Annotated in this window: 13 protein-coding genes; 4 read left to right on the top strand and 9 right to left on the bottom strand. The window is 55.1% G+C overall.

Annotated features, from left to right (window positions below; all coding sequences use genetic code 11):
* The coding region (locus JT51_RS20090; RefSeq protein WP_037317328.1) for a carboxymuconolactone decarboxylase family protein at window positions 1-292 on the top strand (292 nt) is incomplete at its 5' end.
* A 240-nt stretch (window positions 293-532) separates the two neighbouring features.
* On the opposite strand, the gene JT51_RS21865 is transcribed toward JT51_RS20090, so the two are convergent.
* Window positions 533-1,030, bottom strand: a complete 498-nt coding sequence (locus JT51_RS21865; RefSeq protein ID WP_152563403.1) for a hypothetical protein — start codon at window positions 1,028-1,030, stop codon at window positions 533-535.
* A gap of 933 nt (window positions 1,031-1,963) precedes the next feature.
* Here JT51_RS21865 and JT51_RS20095 point away from each other — a divergent pair.
* Both JT51_RS20095 and JT51_RS20100 read left to right on the top strand, forming a co-directional pair.
* Complete coding sequence (locus tag JT51_RS20095) at window positions 1,964-2,488, top strand: hypothetical protein (protein ID WP_152563404.1); 525 nt, start codon at window positions 1,964-1,966, stop codon at window positions 2,486-2,488.
* A 736-nt stretch (window positions 2,489-3,224) separates the two neighbouring features.
* A complete protein-coding gene (locus JT51_RS20100; protein ID WP_037317334.1) occupies window positions 3,225-4,670 on the top strand; it encodes an IS1182 family transposase in 1,446 nt (481 codons plus the stop codon).
* Between the two features lie 1,254 nt (window positions 4,671-5,924).
* Here JT51_RS20100 and JT51_RS20105 read toward each other — a convergent pair.
* From JT51_RS20105 to JT51_RS20115, 3 genes are all read right to left on the bottom strand, one after another.
* A complete protein-coding gene (locus JT51_RS20105) occupies window positions 5,925-6,494 on the bottom strand; it encodes a hypothetical protein (protein WP_037317337.1) in 570 nt (189 codons plus the stop codon).
* Between the two features lie 344 nt (window positions 6,495-6,838).
* Window positions 6,839-7,750 (bottom strand): hypothetical protein, encoded by a 912-nt coding sequence (locus JT51_RS20110; RefSeq protein WP_037317340.1) that lies wholly within the window; start codon window positions 7,748-7,750, stop codon window positions 6,839-6,841.
* Window positions 7,751-8,102: 352 nt separating this feature from the next.
* Window positions 8,103-8,972, bottom strand: coding sequence for a M48 family metallopeptidase (locus tag JT51_RS20115; protein ID WP_051927663.1), 870 nt, complete (start codon window positions 8,970-8,972; stop codon window positions 8,103-8,105).
* A gap of 492 nt (window positions 8,973-9,464) precedes the next feature.
* On the opposite strand from JT51_RS20115, the gene JT51_RS20120 reads away from it, so the two are divergent.
* Window positions 9,465-9,797 (top strand): YegP family protein, encoded by a 333-nt coding sequence (locus tag JT51_RS20120; RefSeq protein ID WP_037317343.1) that lies wholly within the window; start codon window positions 9,465-9,467, stop codon window positions 9,795-9,797.
* Between the two features lie 134 nt (window positions 9,798-9,931).
* Here JT51_RS20120 and JT51_RS20125 read toward each other — a convergent pair whose 3' ends face one another.
* The 5 genes from JT51_RS20125 to JT51_RS20145 form a co-directional block, all read right to left on the bottom strand.
* Window positions 9,932-11,842, bottom strand: coding sequence for a type IV secretory system conjugative DNA transfer family protein (locus tag JT51_RS20125; protein ID WP_037317346.1), 1,911 nt, complete (start codon window positions 11,840-11,842; stop codon window positions 9,932-9,934).
* Window positions 11,842-13,755, bottom strand: coding sequence for a relaxase/mobilization nuclease domain-containing protein (locus JT51_RS20130; protein ID WP_037317349.1), 1,914 nt, complete (start codon window positions 13,753-13,755; stop codon window positions 11,842-11,844). Before JT51_RS20130 ends, JT51_RS20125 begins: the two co-directional genes overlap by 1 nt.
* Window positions 13,748-14,452, bottom strand: coding sequence for a hypothetical protein (locus JT51_RS20135; RefSeq protein ID WP_051927664.1), 705 nt, complete (start codon window positions 14,450-14,452; stop codon window positions 13,748-13,750). The genes JT51_RS20130 and JT51_RS20135 overlap by 8 nt, the downstream gene beginning before the upstream one ends.
* A gap of 246 nt (window positions 14,453-14,698) precedes the next feature.
* Window positions 14,699-15,571: a DUF932 domain-containing protein gene (locus tag JT51_RS20140; RefSeq protein ID WP_051927675.1), complete on the bottom strand. Its 873-nt coding sequence runs from the start codon at window positions 15,569-15,571 to the stop codon at window positions 14,699-14,701.
* A 377-nt stretch (window positions 15,572-15,948) separates the two neighbouring features.
* Window positions 15,949-16,491, bottom strand: coding sequence for a hypothetical protein (locus JT51_RS20145; RefSeq protein ID WP_152563405.1), 543 nt, complete (start codon window positions 16,489-16,491; stop codon window positions 15,949-15,951).
* Between the last annotated feature and the right edge of the window lie 26 nt (window positions 16,492-16,517).

The following is a 16,517-nucleotide window of genomic DNA, read 5'->3' on the forward strand; positions in this document are numbered from 1 at the left end:
TTTCTGGCCTGATGCAGAAGAACTGATCCTAGGTCATTCCTGCACGGATGTTGTGGATCGTGCCGGGATCGATTTGGGAACCGGCGAAATGCGAACCGTGCCAATGTTGTCCGCCATGGGGAAGGCACCGGGGCAGCTGGAATTCCACATGCGCGCAGCGATAAACACCGGCGTGACGCGGGACGAAATCGTTGAAATTGTGTTTCAGGTGTCAGTTTATGCGGGCGTCCCCGCCTGTATGAACGCGATCACAGCGGCCAAAGAGGTGTTTCAGGCGAATGAGGTGGGCTAACCTTGGCTGAACACTGTTGATCACGGGAACAGGGTCGATTCAGGCTGAGTGCAAACTAGGACGGTAGGAAAGTTTCTGAACTGATCGGTTTGAAACAGACCCTTCGCCGCGCCAAGCCCGAATTGGTAAGGAGCGGACCAAGCAGTCATACGCAGTATCGGATAATACGTCTGCTTTGGACTATCCCATTCTCGATATGACCTTCCAATCTCTAGATCCCGCTCTCTAAAGAAAAGCTATTCAGTTGTAGATCAGTGTTCTGATTTCCTGATCGGTTACTGGACCGGAGATAATCATAGTGTTCCTGTATGCGCCGTTCTTTTCACGCAATTCATGAATGATCAGACTACCGTTTGATAGTTGAACTGCATATTCAAGAAATGATGAAGGGTACCTCTTCTTTATCGCGCTGCTTGTAAATCTTGTTCCTGCTGACAGAAATGCTTGACCCGACTGCTGTGCATTGTCTTCACTTTCAAAAGTTACGACGCAGACTACCCCTGAAGGGGTTTCCGCCAAGCTTGCGATGATAAGTTGATCGGGTAACTGAAAGACCTGGTCCGGTACGGACGATCCTCTTACTTTCTGCAGCCCTACTCCACCAGCCAACGTCGCGAAGTTAGAAAAATTCGGAAGGCCCGCAAGGCAGGTTCGTTCGAAAACACTGACCGCTACACCTGTCGAAACGCCTTCTGCGGCCTGCACGCTTTCACTTACACAAGCGGTTACAAAAGCCATCGTTATCGCCAGAAGGGTCACATTGCGAGTGATCCTTGGCGGAAAACTACTAACTTTCAATTCAGTTCTCCATCTGTTTCCTGCAATAACCCACCACTATTCGGTGTGGCCGATACACCAATGTAGTAGTGCTGCAAAGGAGTTACCTTTCCAAACCTTTTTCTGATTGGTCAGTGTCTTTACCTATTCGGATTATTCGGACCGCCGTCAGTCGTTCTGAGTGCGGCATCGGTCAAAGTGGGCTCTCTCCCGACGTTCTCTGCGGCTAACACCTACTGGCGGTCCGAGCCCCAAGCCGCCGTCGCTCCGTAACTTGGCTGCTGCGGGTGCATTAGGCCGCTTACAGCACATTGCGGACCTTGGACCCCAAGTGCCCGTCAATTGTCTGAGTGAAATGATCGGTTGTCTGCAATGAGCCCTTACCAGACCCCCATCGCAACAATGGCTTTGTTCATGCAGCGGGCGTCTGTCGCGCTTACCGGACATTCTCAGAATTGCCCAGAAAGTTCTGTGTCGCGAGTCAAGGAGGTTGCTCGAGAGCGATCCCGACCATCCAACTTCCTAAGCTTTAGATACTCCGGTTGCATTACCAACAATAGAGGAACAATGTGTGGCTCAGCTTTATCCACAACCTTTGAAAAAACGTACTCCAGATTGCACGGCGGGCTAACAAGCTGGCGCAGATCTATTCAATGGGCTGGCATTGCGAATACTGCGGTGAACTCATGCCTGAGTGGAAGCGGGTGGGCGCCAAGTATTGCAAGGATAGTTGCCGCAAGATGGCAGCGCGGAAACGGCGAAATGCACATTAAGTTTAAGCATAAGGTTTTTCAGGGCCTATTTCCAAAGAAGTGTATGCCAAAGCCACATTATTGCCCCAATTCAAACGGTAGAGCGACGGTGTCATGCATCTACTATAGAGAGACTAAATCTGTGAAAAGACTGGCATTGATTATGTTTGGCGCGCTTACCGCTTGTACAACTAACAGCACTGAGCCTCCTACCGTACCATTTCAAGGAAACCCAGTGGAGTTCCCTGTGAGGTTCATAGGTTTCGCGGATGGATTCTCACCAACTTGCAGCTATGCGATGGGTGCTCAGAAGGGGACGTTCAGAGTACCGGCAAATATCAACTTCAAGTTCACCGATGAAAAGCAAACACTGAATTTGAAATGTACCGTCGATGAAACAAAGAAGATTCCCCGCAACGTACGAAAAATAAAAGCCTTTCATTGGGAAGGCTCTTGGAGCTGGTCGGCAGACACCACTTTCAAACGCCACACTTCCTATTATGCCACCGGGAAAATAGGTGACCGGCGTCGTGTGAGAGTCCCAGCTTCACAAGGTGAGCATGAACTAAGAGCTTCACTGATTGAGAGCAAAGGAGTTCAAATCTTACCTAATTTGATTGTCGTTACTCCCGAACCGGGAAGCTTGGAGATGACCCCTTTATACTGACACTGTAAGAGACGGCGTCTGTTCCGACGCCGCTTTTTTCCCAGGCAGGAAACAAGTTCAAGCCCGTTGAAGCCGAAGTTCACCCCGCATTCCGATCCAGCCTCTCAATGGACTGGCGCGCGGGGCGGGCCCCAGTAAAAAACAAGCCATTGATCCGCTGCACCTCCACGCCACTATCGTAGGAGGTTGCCTCTTCTTGAGGAAAAGATGCTTAACAGAGAAGACCCCATTACGGGAGTCAGCTTTCTGCGCGTCGCAACCCGCTGCGCGAGCAAAGGACCGAAGCGTGATGAACGGCAGTAGTGGGTTCAACGTGCCAGCTCCAACGCGTCGCAGGGAATGTCGGCAGCGAGCCCAGAGCTACTTCATGCTCCCAAATCTTCTGTTCAAGTATCCAACCGTCGGCACACCAAGATAGATCATCCAAAATAGCCAAATCCAGATCACTATTTTTGCAACGATGACATCACGATTTGGGAATGCCGAGGTTGCAAAGACTAACAACAAAAAGAACGCGAAATGCGACACCAACAGGAAAACTAATGCCCGTGCCGAGTTTCGCTCAAGCTCTCCTCCGAAGTTAAGAAACAAATTTTTCAAAATTTCAGTCTCCGGTCCACCAAATAGTCATGCACACTCTACATCAAATGGCAGCAAAGTCCGGAGGGTGTGTGAAAACTCCGTCGTTTTCGCCTGGATGATGGTATGATTTCCGTATTCGATGCGGAGGTTGTTCATGACGCAATTTATCGAAGGTTTGGACCGCCAGCAAACGATGTTGCTGCCTGAACATCTTGATGATTATGTTGACGAGAACAGCCCAGTACGAGCCATCGATGCCTTTGCCGACATGCTTGATCTCGCGGCGCTTGGCTTTACTACGCAGCCCGCTGCCACTGGCCGACCGGGTTATCATCCGGGGTTGATGCTGCGGATTTATCTGTACGGCTATTTGAACCAGATCCAGTCTTCGCGACGACTGGAACGGGAGTGCGGGCGCAACCTTGAGCTCATCTGGCTGACGGGTCGGTTGAAGCCGGACTTCAAGACGATTGCTGATTTTAGGAAGGATAACGGGCCTGCGATCCGCAAAGTGTGCCAACAATTTGTCGCCCTATGTCGCAACATGGATCTGCTGGATGGAGACGTGGTCGCCATCGATGGCAGCCGGTTCAAAGCTCTGAATGCCAAAGCCAGGAATTACACGCGCGGTAAGCTGCGCCAGAAGTTGGGTGAGATCGACAAAGCAATCGAGCGTTATCTTGGTGAGTTGGATCGCGCTGACGCCGTGTTTGAGCAGACTGCCACGGTGCTGCCAGAGGCCCGCATGGAACGCACCTTGAGAAAGCTGGAGCATCTGCAAAAGGAGGCCGCGCGCTACAGATCAATTGAACAGCGCATGGATGAGACCGGCGAAACCCAAGTCTCGTTGACGGATCCTGATGCCCGATCCATGGCAACGACGGCACGCATGCCACGGACCGTTGGCTATAATGTTCAAACCGCTGTCGAGGCTGATAATCATCTAATCGTTACGCATGAAGTCACGATGCTTGGATTTGACCGCGATGCTTTGTCGATGATGGCCGTGGCGGCGCGCGATGAAATGACGACAGATCAGCTCACAGCAATCGCCGATAAAGGTTACTATAAGAGCGAGGAAATTGTTGCCAGCGAAGACGCGGGTATCTCGGTTGTCGTCCCCAAACCGATGACATCAAATGCTGCGGCGCGCGGTCAGTTCGATAAGGCTGACTTTGCGTATGCTGCTGACCAAGACATTTACGTTTGCCCAGCAGGCGAGAAGCTGACTTACCGATTTACCGGCCAGCAAGACGGCAAAGCGATCAGGTCGTATTGGTCGGGAGCCTGCGCCGGTTGCGTTCTCAAAGCAAAATGCACGACCAGCAAAGAACGACGTGTTCGTCGATGGGAACACGAAGATGTTCTTGAGCGGGTCCAAGAAAGGTTGGACGCAGACCCAGCACAACTGGCTGTCCGAAGCATGACCGTCGAGCATCCTTATGGCACGATCAAATCCTGGATGGGGGCCACACACTTCAAAATGCGAACGCTGAAAAAAGTGGCGACAGAGATGGCGCTGCACGTTCTGGCCTACAATATGACCCGCGTCATGAAGATCATGGGCATTCCAGCGATGATCGCAGCGATGCAGGCGTAGGAGACCTCATTTGCCCTGGAATTTACGCCAAATATGCCTGATCCGTCTCAGGTGGCCAACACCGACCCTGCAATCCATCGTGCCCGCCAAAATAACGATCTCACGCCAAAACGGACAAAAACATCGAAAACGACTGTGAACATCGCGATCAACCGAGTTTCCACACACCCTCTCCGCTTACCGGACGCATGCACCCGCAGAGATCAAGTAGTTTGGGAAGGTCCGGTAGGGGCTCACAGCAGGCATTCGAAAGTCAAAAATATGGAGTAAGGAGGTGGGCTAAGGTCGAACACAATTGGACAGAAGCGAACACGAATTCAGGTTAGGAATACCAATGGCAAAAGATACAGTTCTGCTACGCTTCATACGTGCTGGGATGGTGTGTTGTTTCCTAATGTCAGCTAGGTACTTCCTTATCTCGTTCGGAGCAGAATGGGGCCTTCCAGAAATGAGCGCTATCCCTGCGCCGCGACGTTCTCACAGTGAGATTGTAGTCTTTTCTTTCATCATAGCTTTTGCCTTTTTTGGGTTCGCTGAAGGGCGTGTAAGACGACGCATTGCTCTAAGTAGGTTGAATGAGAAATTTCAATCAGAGGATAGTATATTTTAAGGAGCAATGGCGATGGAAAGTGCATTGATGCTTTTGATGTTCGTCGCGCTGGCCGCCATCCTTAGTCCAACGCTAATACAGATGTGGCGGAAAGGTGATAGGGCCCAAACCGTGGGGTTAATAGCCTTTATCTTCGCGGTGCCGGTATTGTTGAATTTGTCCACATAAAGGAGAAGAAATTGAGGAGCTTCCTCCTACTCTTGACCGGGTATGACTGCTCAAAGCCCGCTGAAATGCGAGAGATAGCCAAGCTTTTCCGTTCTCTCGGTCTGGGAGCGCTGTGTGTGGTCATATTGCTGGTTTTCAAAGATCAGTTTTTGCACCTCGCCAATTTTGAGTATTAACAATAAGGAGCGCCCGATGTCGGCTCTGCGCGGTTTGTAACTAGCTGCACAAGCGAAATCTCAAATGGCAGTGAAGGTCCGGTAAGGGCTCGAAGTCCCATCATACTAGTTCGTACCAATCTTAAGTCTTCCATACGCCGGTCTCATAAATGCAACTAAAGTTGCATCGTAACAAGGGTTCGAAGCGGACGAATCCGACCTTAGAACAACGAATCCTTATGTCAGCTTTCTATGTATTTGCCCTCGTAAGCCGATATTCCGGAGACTGTTCTCTGCCATAACGTGAATCATAGAGCAGGCCTACAGGCATTCACCATCAGCAAAACACTGAAGCAAATCAGCCATCTGGGCTGGTTCAACTTGTTCGTAGGTAGGGCAAACCGAAGTCGTTACTTCGTATATATTTACGCCCTTCGTTAATCGCAGAGCTCCAACTACGTCAATCTCTGTCGGTGGCAGTAGATCAACTATTCCGTAATAAAGAATGGAAATCGAAAAGCGGGCATCAACCTCCTCCGCTACTAAGGGTATAAACTCCCCATCGATGAATTGATGGCCCTCAAAGCGATAGGCACCCGAGTATGTGTACTCAATATGATCTGGCATTTGAACATTTTCAGATGGAGGCCAGTATTGTGCGCGAATGGCCTCAATCTGTTCCTCATGGAGGAATGGGAGCTTGACCTTGTTATAGAACCGACCGAGCACCATCACTTCCCCGTCGCGTTTATTTTTGAGGATTTCGGCCAGCGACAGCGAACGCAAGCGCAAGACCTTATCTTGAGGTAGCAAGTGTTCGAAAATAGATACTTCAGGTTCTTCGCAGCTTAATGCGTTGGCCTCTCCAGCTTGAAAAAGTGAAAGCACCATGAAGCACAGCCAACAGGCCCTTGCACTCGTCATTGGTCAAATGCCTCGTCGTTTCAGTTTTCCACGTATTAGAAACTCTTAGCAGACACCTGCGCCGTGTACAGCATGTGCCTCGATGGGCTCACTGCAGACGACCGATCATTTCACTCAGACAATTGACGGGCACTTGGGGTCCAAGGTCGGCAATGTGTTGTAAGCGGCCTAATGCACCCGCAGCAGCCAAGTTACGGAGCGACGGCGGCAAAGGGCTCTACGCACCAGCTCGGGCACGTTGCAGAGAAAGTCGGCAGCGAGCCCAGAGTGTCCGATGCTGCATCGCCAACGAATGACCGCTTTCAGACAACCTAAAACGAGCCATCTGGCAATTTGACAAAATCAATCATGCCTTCCGGCTTAGTGACCGGATCGCAGTGTTTGGCTCCGGAGTAAGGCATGAAATCTTCGCCAGACTCATACAAAATTCGAAGGCCGGCCAAAATTGGAGCACGAGCGCTCTTGGGAAGGTTGTTGTAGTCAGCCGCTAAGTTGGTCCAACGAAACTTAAACCAGCCAACGTTGTCTCTGCCCTGTAGTGCATTTGCCAAAAGGAGCGCAGTACAAGGCACGAAACCAGGTGTTGATCGCACGTGAGATACAAGTTCGACGACTTCGCTTGGATACCAAACATCTTTTGGGAACAGGCACGTCTCCGACGATAGCGCGTCGTTCAGAGCTTCCAGATGCTGGTCGATATCACTTCCGTAATCGGCGGCAGCAACGCTTTCGCGCGTTGGCTCGTCCATTGTCTTGGCGACCTCACACAGTTTGGGAAGTATTTGCTCGGCTGGGCGTGTCAGCCTAGTTTCATTAGGCAGAAAGTACTCTGCCGGTTCATAGCTGTAGGAGATGTCTTCGAGAATGTCCAAGCCGCGAAGTATTGCGGTGCGAAGATGCCGACGTGAGGCGCGTATTTTCTCTTCCGCCATCTCGGCGAAGTCTTTTGTGTCGCCGCTCCACAATCCCCTTTGAAGATCGTTGGCCACGATCATTGCAACTGCGATGTCTGCCCCTTCTGAGGAGTCCAAAGCTATGACCGCAAGCCGTTCATAGCACTTTGCGTCTACCTCGTCTTCAAAACGACACGACCTTTCCCGAACGATCCTTGGAAACTCCTGACCACCAATCTGAGCAAGCAGAACATCGTCTTGGGCTTGCAGCAACCAAATCAGGTCGAATGCAGCTTGCGCCTGTCGAAATTGAAAGTCCGGACGATCCATGTGTGAAAGCTAATTTTCCCGAGTGACTGTTTTAAGGCATTGAGCGCCCGAACCACCTCAAAAAGCAGCCATTCGCTTTTACGATGTGAATGGCCACTTTGTCCGCATAGCCGCTATCCACGGCTCCCAATCACTGCATCTTTGATTTGAAGTCCTCTTCCTGTGCATTGCCGCCGTCGCCGAGACCCAGTCTTGCACTAGCAGCGAAGGTCTGCTTGGTGGCCATTTCCAACCAGTTTATCCGAGGTGCGGCGAAGGACCGAAATGGAGCCATGCGCTGCAGCCCGGTTCGTAACTCACCACCCCATCTAATCTAAGGGGTGGGAGAACGCCCACACCAGACACCAGGCAATCAATCCGGCAAAGTGGAGTTCTTACGTTCAACCCGTTCCAGTGTTTTGGAGCCCGAACTCTCCATTTTGTCGACTGTCGCCAGCACAACAGCGATGCGCTTTTCATCGGGCGGATGGGTTCCCCAAAAACTAAGCTGCCCCTCAGCCATCTTAGGACTTTCAGGCCGGGCAAAGTACTTTGCACCTTTTATAGGATCATAACCTGCAGTCTTTGCGATATATGTTCCGATGACATCGGACTCGAGCTCATAGGTCTGGCTGAAGGCTTTATTACCCACCTTCATCCCCAGGTTCACAGCGTTTTCGATGTTCGCCTGGTTCACACTTGGGTCCACATAGGGACTCGATCCTGCAGCGGCGATGGCACCAAGAATTAGAGCACCGGCTACGGCCTGCTGCTCTTGTTTTTGAATGTGCTGAGCAAGATGATGGCCAACTTCATGCCCCATGACAAATGCCAGTTCATCCTCGTTTCGCGCATCAGCTATCATCGGCACAGTAAAAACGATCAGCGGCTTACCGTCCTTGTCATAAGTCTGAAAGGCGTTTCGCTCTTCCGCCTTTTTGTCTACCCTGATCAAGACGTCGCAATCGAACGCTTTGCGATCTTGAGAATTCTGGCGGCAGAAGTTTTCCGCAACAGGTTCAACTCTGCGCACCACTCTGTTGAATTGGCTGATTGCCTGTTTGGAAGACAATCGTTTGCCGCTCGTAGCCGTCTGGGGATTTCGTTCCTGAGCAAACATCGCTTTTGCTTTGGCTTGATGGGAATCCGATAGCTCAGTGACCTGGTAGGTTGTGCCGCAGGCCGACAGGGCGGCAAGACTGGCAAAGATGGCGAACATTCTGGTTTTGTGTAGGAACAGCATGGGTGTCTAATTGTCTCCGGGAAAACTTGGCGAGTTAGTGGCAATGGTAAGGTTGTTTTCCAGCGTGACAGCATTGACCCGGCGGTGAACTTTTCCGACATCCGCCGCTGTGCTCAACCACCACATCGGTGATAACAAAGTCAGAACTGGCGTCCTTAGCCGGCAGGCTCGGGCCAAAAGGGATCGCTAGGCAAAGTGCAAAAAGAAAAGATAAATTGTTCAATTGGATCTCCGACAAAAAAGGTTGTCAGCCCACAAAGAGTGGCTGGATTTTGCCACGCCAGACAGGTTAATCGGTGGCGCAGCTTCATCCATTTGCGCGAGTCATTCGTCAAGAAAATGGTGTCATAGTGACACCAATGTGGCATTCAGATTCAATGCATCAGTAATCCCAAAAGGAAAATATATCACCAGCACTTTTGCCTTGTGGCCATTTGGCAAACGTAGCAACGTCGTGATGATTTTTCGTTCAGCATTAATGAGGTAGATCACATGGCTGGAAAATTCGAAATATTCAATGACAAGGCCGGCGAGTTTCGGTTTCGGCTGAAAGCCGGAAACGGCGAAATCATCCTGGCCAGCGAAGGCTATGCTCAAAAAGCCGGTGCCGAGAACGGCATTGCGTCCGTGAAGTCAAATGCGCCGAATGACGACAGGTACGAGCGCAAGGAAACCAAATCCGGCGGGCACATGTTCAACCTGAAAGCCAGCAATGGGCAGGTCATCGGCACCAGCGAGAGCTACACAACTGCATCGGCCCGGGACAACGGAATTGACTCCGTCAAACGGAACGCACCAGACGCCCGTGTCGAAGATCTGACCTGAATGAGGGGCTGACGCTTCGATCCGGCAGTATTACGCGCCTGCCAGGTGAACCGGTGGCGAAGCATTTCTTTGCCACCGCCTTTTGATCCAGTGAATGCAAGACAAAAACAAGCAATACTGTTTCTCACCCCTGTTCACCGATCGCCCAGCAGCTCGTCGATGAAGTCCCCCTGCTCCTGAAACACCTCCTCCCATTGCGCCGGTACCGGGTCGTCGCGGCTGAGGCGTTCAGGACGCATGTCATTTGCGTCCGAGGCTGTCAGCCCTGCCTGCATGGACCGCGACCGCCGCCGTCGCGAGCGTTCATGGAGCGGTGTGGCATCCCTGCTCTCAGCATCTTGCTCCGATGCTGGTGCATCCTCTTCCGCCCATGGCCCAACCCCCTCAACCCTTGGCGGGTACGGCAAATCATGCCCCATCTGGCACTCGGCCAGCTCGGCAAAAACCGGATCCTCAAAATACTTGATCCGCTGCGCCCGGATTGGATGCTGGGGGGACGCCAGGATAATGACCTCATCCGGATCCATGGTGCGGGCCTCGGTCTCGGAGAGCAGCGGGCGTTCCTCAAGCCGCGATGTGGTTGAGGTGGCCCCCAGAATACCCTTGTTGCGACCATACATATGGGTGACCGCCTCGCGGGTGGTGCTCCCGACAGCGGCGGACACCTCCCGCACGGTGCGCTGATCCCGCGGCGTGATGTAGAGCTTGAGCCCGGCCCCGTTTTCAAGGCTTTCACGGCCCTCGGACCCGTAGATACGGTCCAGCGAGGCCAGCGACTGCGCGATCATCGCAACCCGCCCTCCGTAAGCTGCGAGCGAATGAATGGCCCGCTCGATATACGGCATTGCGCCCATCTGCTGAAATTCATCGATCATCATCATCACCGGCCAGGGTTCATCCGGGCCGGGTTCGTTTTGCCGCAGGCTGGCAATGAGATCGGCAAACATGAGCCGCAGCAGGGGTGCCAGCGTGGAGATGTGATCTTCCGAGACAACGATGTAGAGCGCATGTGGTTTTTTGCGGAACTGCGCAAACTCAAAATCGCTGACCTCTGTTGCGGTGCGCACCGCCGGATTGTCCCATTGCTTGAGACCGGCCGTCATCAGCGCCTGGATGTTCGAGGTCAGCAGCCGGGATGACGCGCTGGCCGCGTTGACCCAAAGCTCGCGCACCGTAGGCTCCGCGGCTTCTTCGGCATAGGCGCTGTATTGCGCGTTCTTGTAATCGCCACCGGTGACGATCCTGTTGACCTCACCCAGTGTTGGTCGGCCGCGCTGGATCGCCAGCAGACAGGCGGCAACAAAAATAGATTTCCCCGCCTCGGAGAATGTATCAAGCGTCTTGTTGTCTTTGTCGAGGAAGAGATCGGCCAGGATCGACACTTCGGTGAACTGCTGCGCGAAGCTCGGTGCATCTGCAATCCGGGCCAGCGGGTTGTAGCGATGGGAGCTGTTGGCCCAGTCAAATGGGCTGAACCGGAAGACCTCATCGCCGTTCAACGCCCGCAGCCTTGCTGTTTTCTCGAAATTCTCACCTTTGACATCAAGAACAACAACGGATCCTGCAAATGACAGCAGGTTTGGGATGACAAAGCCAACCCCCTTCCCGGCCCTGGTGGGCGCCACCATCATCACATGGGGAATGCTGCTGGCCGAGATGAAGGGGGCCTTTGCAGATGGCTTGCCCAGCTTGCCGCAGACAAACCCCTGCCCCGGTGGTTGCAACATGCCATTGGCTTTGAGCTCGCGCCTGCTCTGCCAATGAGCGGACCCGTATTCGTCACGCATATTGCCCCAAGTCCAGCTGAATGCCAGCACCGCCAAGCTGATGGCGCCAAACCCGACCGCCCCGAATGCCACTTTGAAGGCTTCCGGATGTGCCACGCGCAAAGTGGCACTGGCCTTCCAGATCATCAGCATGTCGAACTCGCTCAAACCCGTTCTGAGCGCCAGTGTCAGGTAGAAGCTGGCCACAATTGTGCCCAGGGCCGCCCCGCACAGCGTTCCAAAGGGCACTGCGGCCCAGAGGGTCAGCCGGGAGCCCATCAGAGACCCGCCTCATCCTCGAGGCCGCGGTCCAGGGCCTGACGGGGTTCCAGACCCCGGCTTCGCTGCATCTCCAGATGGGTGTCTTTGGCCACCGCATTGGCCTTGTCCTGCTGCAAGGCAGAGGCACGATCGGTGAAGATTTGATCACCGGTTTCTTCATGGGTCAGTTCGAGGAATTCCTGCGTGACCGTGATCTGGTCAACCCGGTTGGGCAATGCCTCGCCCAGGACCTCGTAATTGCCGCGCCTGAGTTCGGCGATGCCAGCCGCGCCCAGCTCGCGGACCAACCCGGACATCAGCGACCGTTCGACCAGCTCTTCCTCTGTGCCCGACAAGGTGCCCTTGCGCAACATGTCCGCAAGATCCTGCAGGTGGGGATTGGGGTCTTCGATCAGCTGCAACGCCTGTGATCCATGCACCAGATCCGTGGCCACACCCAGCTCTTTGGCCCGGTCCAGCAATCGGTCCATGAGGTCATCGACTGTATGGAGGGCGTGGTCCCGCTGCGCGTCGCTGGCCTGCCGGATATCGATCCCGTCCCTTGCCAGTACCGCAGCCATATCGCGCGCCACCCAGCCCTGCGCCAGCCCGTAATTTCGGGTGCCACCCGCCGCGACCCGCGCCACCATTTCCTGCGGATCAAGACCGGCGCGCATGACATCCACCTTCAAGGCTTCAAGATCGCTGTCCTGCCCGGATGCCATGGCGGCACTCAACCGCTGATCCCCGGCGCCGGGTGGATAAGGCTCATTCAATTCCCGGCCAAACCTGGCCCGCAGATCCGGGTCCGGCACCATCTGCGACAGGTCGCGAATGATCGAAGCTGCCTTGACCTCAAAGCCGGGCCGGGCGGTTGGATCAAGTTCTTCGGCCTTCAGTCTCAGCGCTTCGATGGTTCTTTCGGCATAATCGATGGCATCCCCCACCGTGCGAAAAGTCTCCATATCTATCTCTCCAGACGTGACGGGGCGAGGCGTGTCCGAGCCCAGGCACACCGCCATCCGGCGCATCACATAAGCCAGGTGTTTCTGGTCCATGTGATCGAGCACATCTGCCAGATCGCGATAGTCTTTGGCGAAGGCTGTGATCTGCGCTTTGGCAACTGCGCGCTCTTGCGGGGTCAAGGTGAGTTCGCGCGGCAGGCGCGCCTCTTCTTTGGCCCGGTAAATCTCTTCAATGCCCGGGGCCTTTTCAAAGATACCCCGTTCCAGACGGGTGGTGGCCTCCAGCATCACGCCGTAGCGCTCGGCAATCTCGGTTTGTTTTTCGCGCATCAGCTGGGGTGACATCACCCCCTCGGCCCAGCAGGAAAACCAGGTGCCATTGTTCAGCCCGCGGTTGTTGAGGAGGATATGCGCATGTTTATGAGCCCGGTCATCATGGACGGAAAGAACATAATCCCATTGATCGCCATAATCCCCGGTCTCGAAGAAATGCTCCGTCCAGTCGAGTGATATCTCGCGCACCTGTTGGGCGGTGACATCTTTTGGAAAGGACAAAAGCATATGCGAGGTAAAGCCGAGCTTTGTGGTGCCGCGCCAGGTCTCGGACCACGCCTCGACAATCTCCGCCTTCTGATCTTCCGTCAGCACCGCACCATCCTTTAGCGGGTTGGTCATGGTCGAATAGGAATAGACCGCCTTGTCATTCACGTAAGACAGCTGGCTGCCGAGGCTCGCCCGCGTCTTGCACCCCCCGGCCCGGATCCGCTTGAACACCGCAGCCCGACTGTCAGGCATAACCGATTTGAGCAGGTTGCGCGCCGACACCCGCCCCGTTCGCTGGTAATTCCGCCCCTGCCTGCGACCTGCAATTCGCGCCTCGATCCGCGCGTGGCGCTGACCGCGAATATGCTCGCTCTCCCAGAGCTTGCCCATGACGGCATGGTAGAGGGCGAGCGGCTCAGACATTGCGGGAGCTCCGACTTGCTTCCGCAACTTCATGCCTCTTCGATCCTGTTCGAGACGTGTCGACAGGCAGCAATTGGCGGTTCAAATTCAAGCCGGAGCGTGCATCTTCTCCCTCCTGTTCGGCATCACCGGGACCCACCGTCTCAACCTGCCAGCCTCGGCCACGACGCTGATGTGCGGCCGTTTTTAACGCCGCCAATTCCCGATGCGTGTTCTGCGCCAGCTCAAGAAGATCCGCGAGAGTAGCGCGGTCCTTCGGGGCAAGGGTGAGCTGCCCGCGCTGCACCGCCTTGGCCAGAACGCGCGCGCCATCCGAGACCTCCCGCGCCTGTCGAAGCATTTCTGAGAAGCCCCGCAGATCCTCCTGCATCAGGTCCAGCAACCCGCAGCGCGCCCGCACCACAGCCTGCAGCGCCTGGCTGCGATTGGCAAAGCCACGCGCCCGCCATTCCGCATCAAAAGCCGCAACTTCGGATTGTGCCGCTCGGAAACTCACCGCCATCGACGGATCCCGGACCTCCCGCCCCTCTCCCTTTTGCTCCCTGGAGATCCGCGTCACATGTCGCCGCGAGACACCATAAACCTCAGACAGATGTTTTGCTGTCTCACCTGCCTGGTAGCGCCGGGCCAGTTCGATCCGCGCTTCCAGTTTCAGGCGCTTGGGACGTCCCGTGCGTGTCAAAATCTTGCCGGACATGGCCAATGGACCCCTCGGACAAAAGTCGCAGACATTTGGCATATCCTGCCAACGTCGCATCGATTTCATCTCTCAAGGTACACCACAGAGTGTTTTTGCGCAATTTGTCTTTTTGCGCACGGTTAGTTTATGCAAGAGCCCGCCGACTCGCGCCGCACCCTACCATAAGACCACTCACGGGGCCGCAAGGCGTTGGTATCGCCCGGTGTCAGCGCGGCCCCGGGCTGGACCGCGCAACGATCCCCATCACGCTGCGAGGGTCACCCCTTTCAGCTCGGCCATCTTTTCCGTCAGCGACCAGATTGCCCGGTTCAGGGCTTTGCTCTGGTCGATCCCTTTGACCGCGCGGGTGCGCTGTTGACGGATGCGCCCGTCGGCGGATTTGATCCGGCCCCTCAGCCCGCCCTTGATGACATTCTCCTGCAGCACATTGCCAACGGTCCACAAATCGGACGCCCGGTCCGCGTGTCTACGCGTACTCAGCAAGGCAGCTGGCTCAATCGGTGCGGGCTTGGTATCGTCCGCCTGCGCCTCGGGAAAACGGAGTGCATGCACCACCTCGGCAAAGACCCTGCGCTCACCCTCATCCAGCTGGACCGATTTGAACACCTGCACCTGTGCCGCCACCTTGGGCGCATCTTCCAAAACGGTATAGGCCCCTTCGATCACCTCGTAGATCGCATTGCCGGAATGACGCACCTTCACCGCGTTGAAGCTATCACCCACCATCAGCCCGTTGGCGCAGACAAACCGAAAGAACCCCGGCACCATCTGGTAGCTGCTGGTGCCGTCATTGGCATTGACCAGAATGATCTCGAACGCCTCTCCCTCTGCGTTGGTAATCGAGCGGTGCCGCAGCCGTAACATGTGTTTGGTAAACGCCGCCTTGCCCGCTACCCGCGTATTGGCCTGTTGCGCAAAGAACGGATCAAACCCTTCCCGCCGCAACCCGGTCAAAATGTCGATGGTGGGCACCACGACAAATCGATCCGACCGGCTTTCATGGGCCTGGTTTGCAAAGATCGACGGCACGGCCTCACGCAACTGTTCGTCGCTCAGGGCTTGACCCGTCACCAGACCGCCATTGGACATGGCGCGCATATAACGATTGTAGCTCATGATGTGCTCCTTTTTGGTCAAAGCGGCTGCCGGTATCCCCAACACCTCCGCCGAATGGGCGGGACCTTTCTGATCTGCAGGACGAAAGACCCCCGGTGTCTTTCGGCTGGCAGAGCAGGAAGGGCGCAGCCCGACTGCGGCCTGGGACGGGGCTGTCATGGGGGTTGGAACGGCAAAATCCGGGAGGGGCCCGCGCGCGCCGCGCGGGGGAGGAGCCGGGAATTTGACGGGACAACGACGCGCTGGCGCGGCGCTTGCCCCTTGACCGGCCCGGCACAGGATGCGGGCGAAAAATCAATGTTCATCGCATCAAAAATGGCCCGCCGGAGCGGGCCAAAAGTTGTACTGAAGGGAAATCTGGAGGTATTTGCCTCATGCTAGCGCTTACGCGCCCGATCGACAACGCCATCCGCTGTAATCGCCACGATACGATCCTCAGTGCGCTGCTTCATCTCAACGCCGTCGCCGGTCACATGAACCACCGCCTGCCGGGTGCGTTTGAAGACGCTGCCATCCGCCTCGACATGGGTATGACCTTCATCGGCCTCCCGCTTGATCCGTCCATCATATCCAACGCTGATCCGCGTACCATCCGCCATTTGAACCCGGACCGTGTCCTCCTCTATGGCCACCCCCTGCCACCACATCTCGGCGTCCCGGCGTACAATGATGCGGTTCGGGTGCAGTTTGACCTCGACGCCTTGCTCGCGTCCCGGTTCAGCGGCTTTCAAGACCAACACCACTTCCTGTGCTTTGGGATCTCTGTGAAGCGATGCGCAGCCATTCTTCGGGGACCAGAACCGGGGCGCATCACGCCGCCCCCCGCTTTGATCTAGGTGAAACGCGATATACATCCGCGCCGTGGCCCAGACATGGCGAAATGTCTGCGAATGAGGGGACTGGGACTTTTTGGCTGTCATGACGTGCTCCAGTTTTGTCCGTCAGC

This window comes from Ruegeria halocynthiae (assembly GCF_000743705.1).
GTDB lineage: Bacteria > Pseudomonadota > Alphaproteobacteria > Rhodobacterales > Rhodobacteraceae > Ruegeria > Ruegeria halocynthiae_B.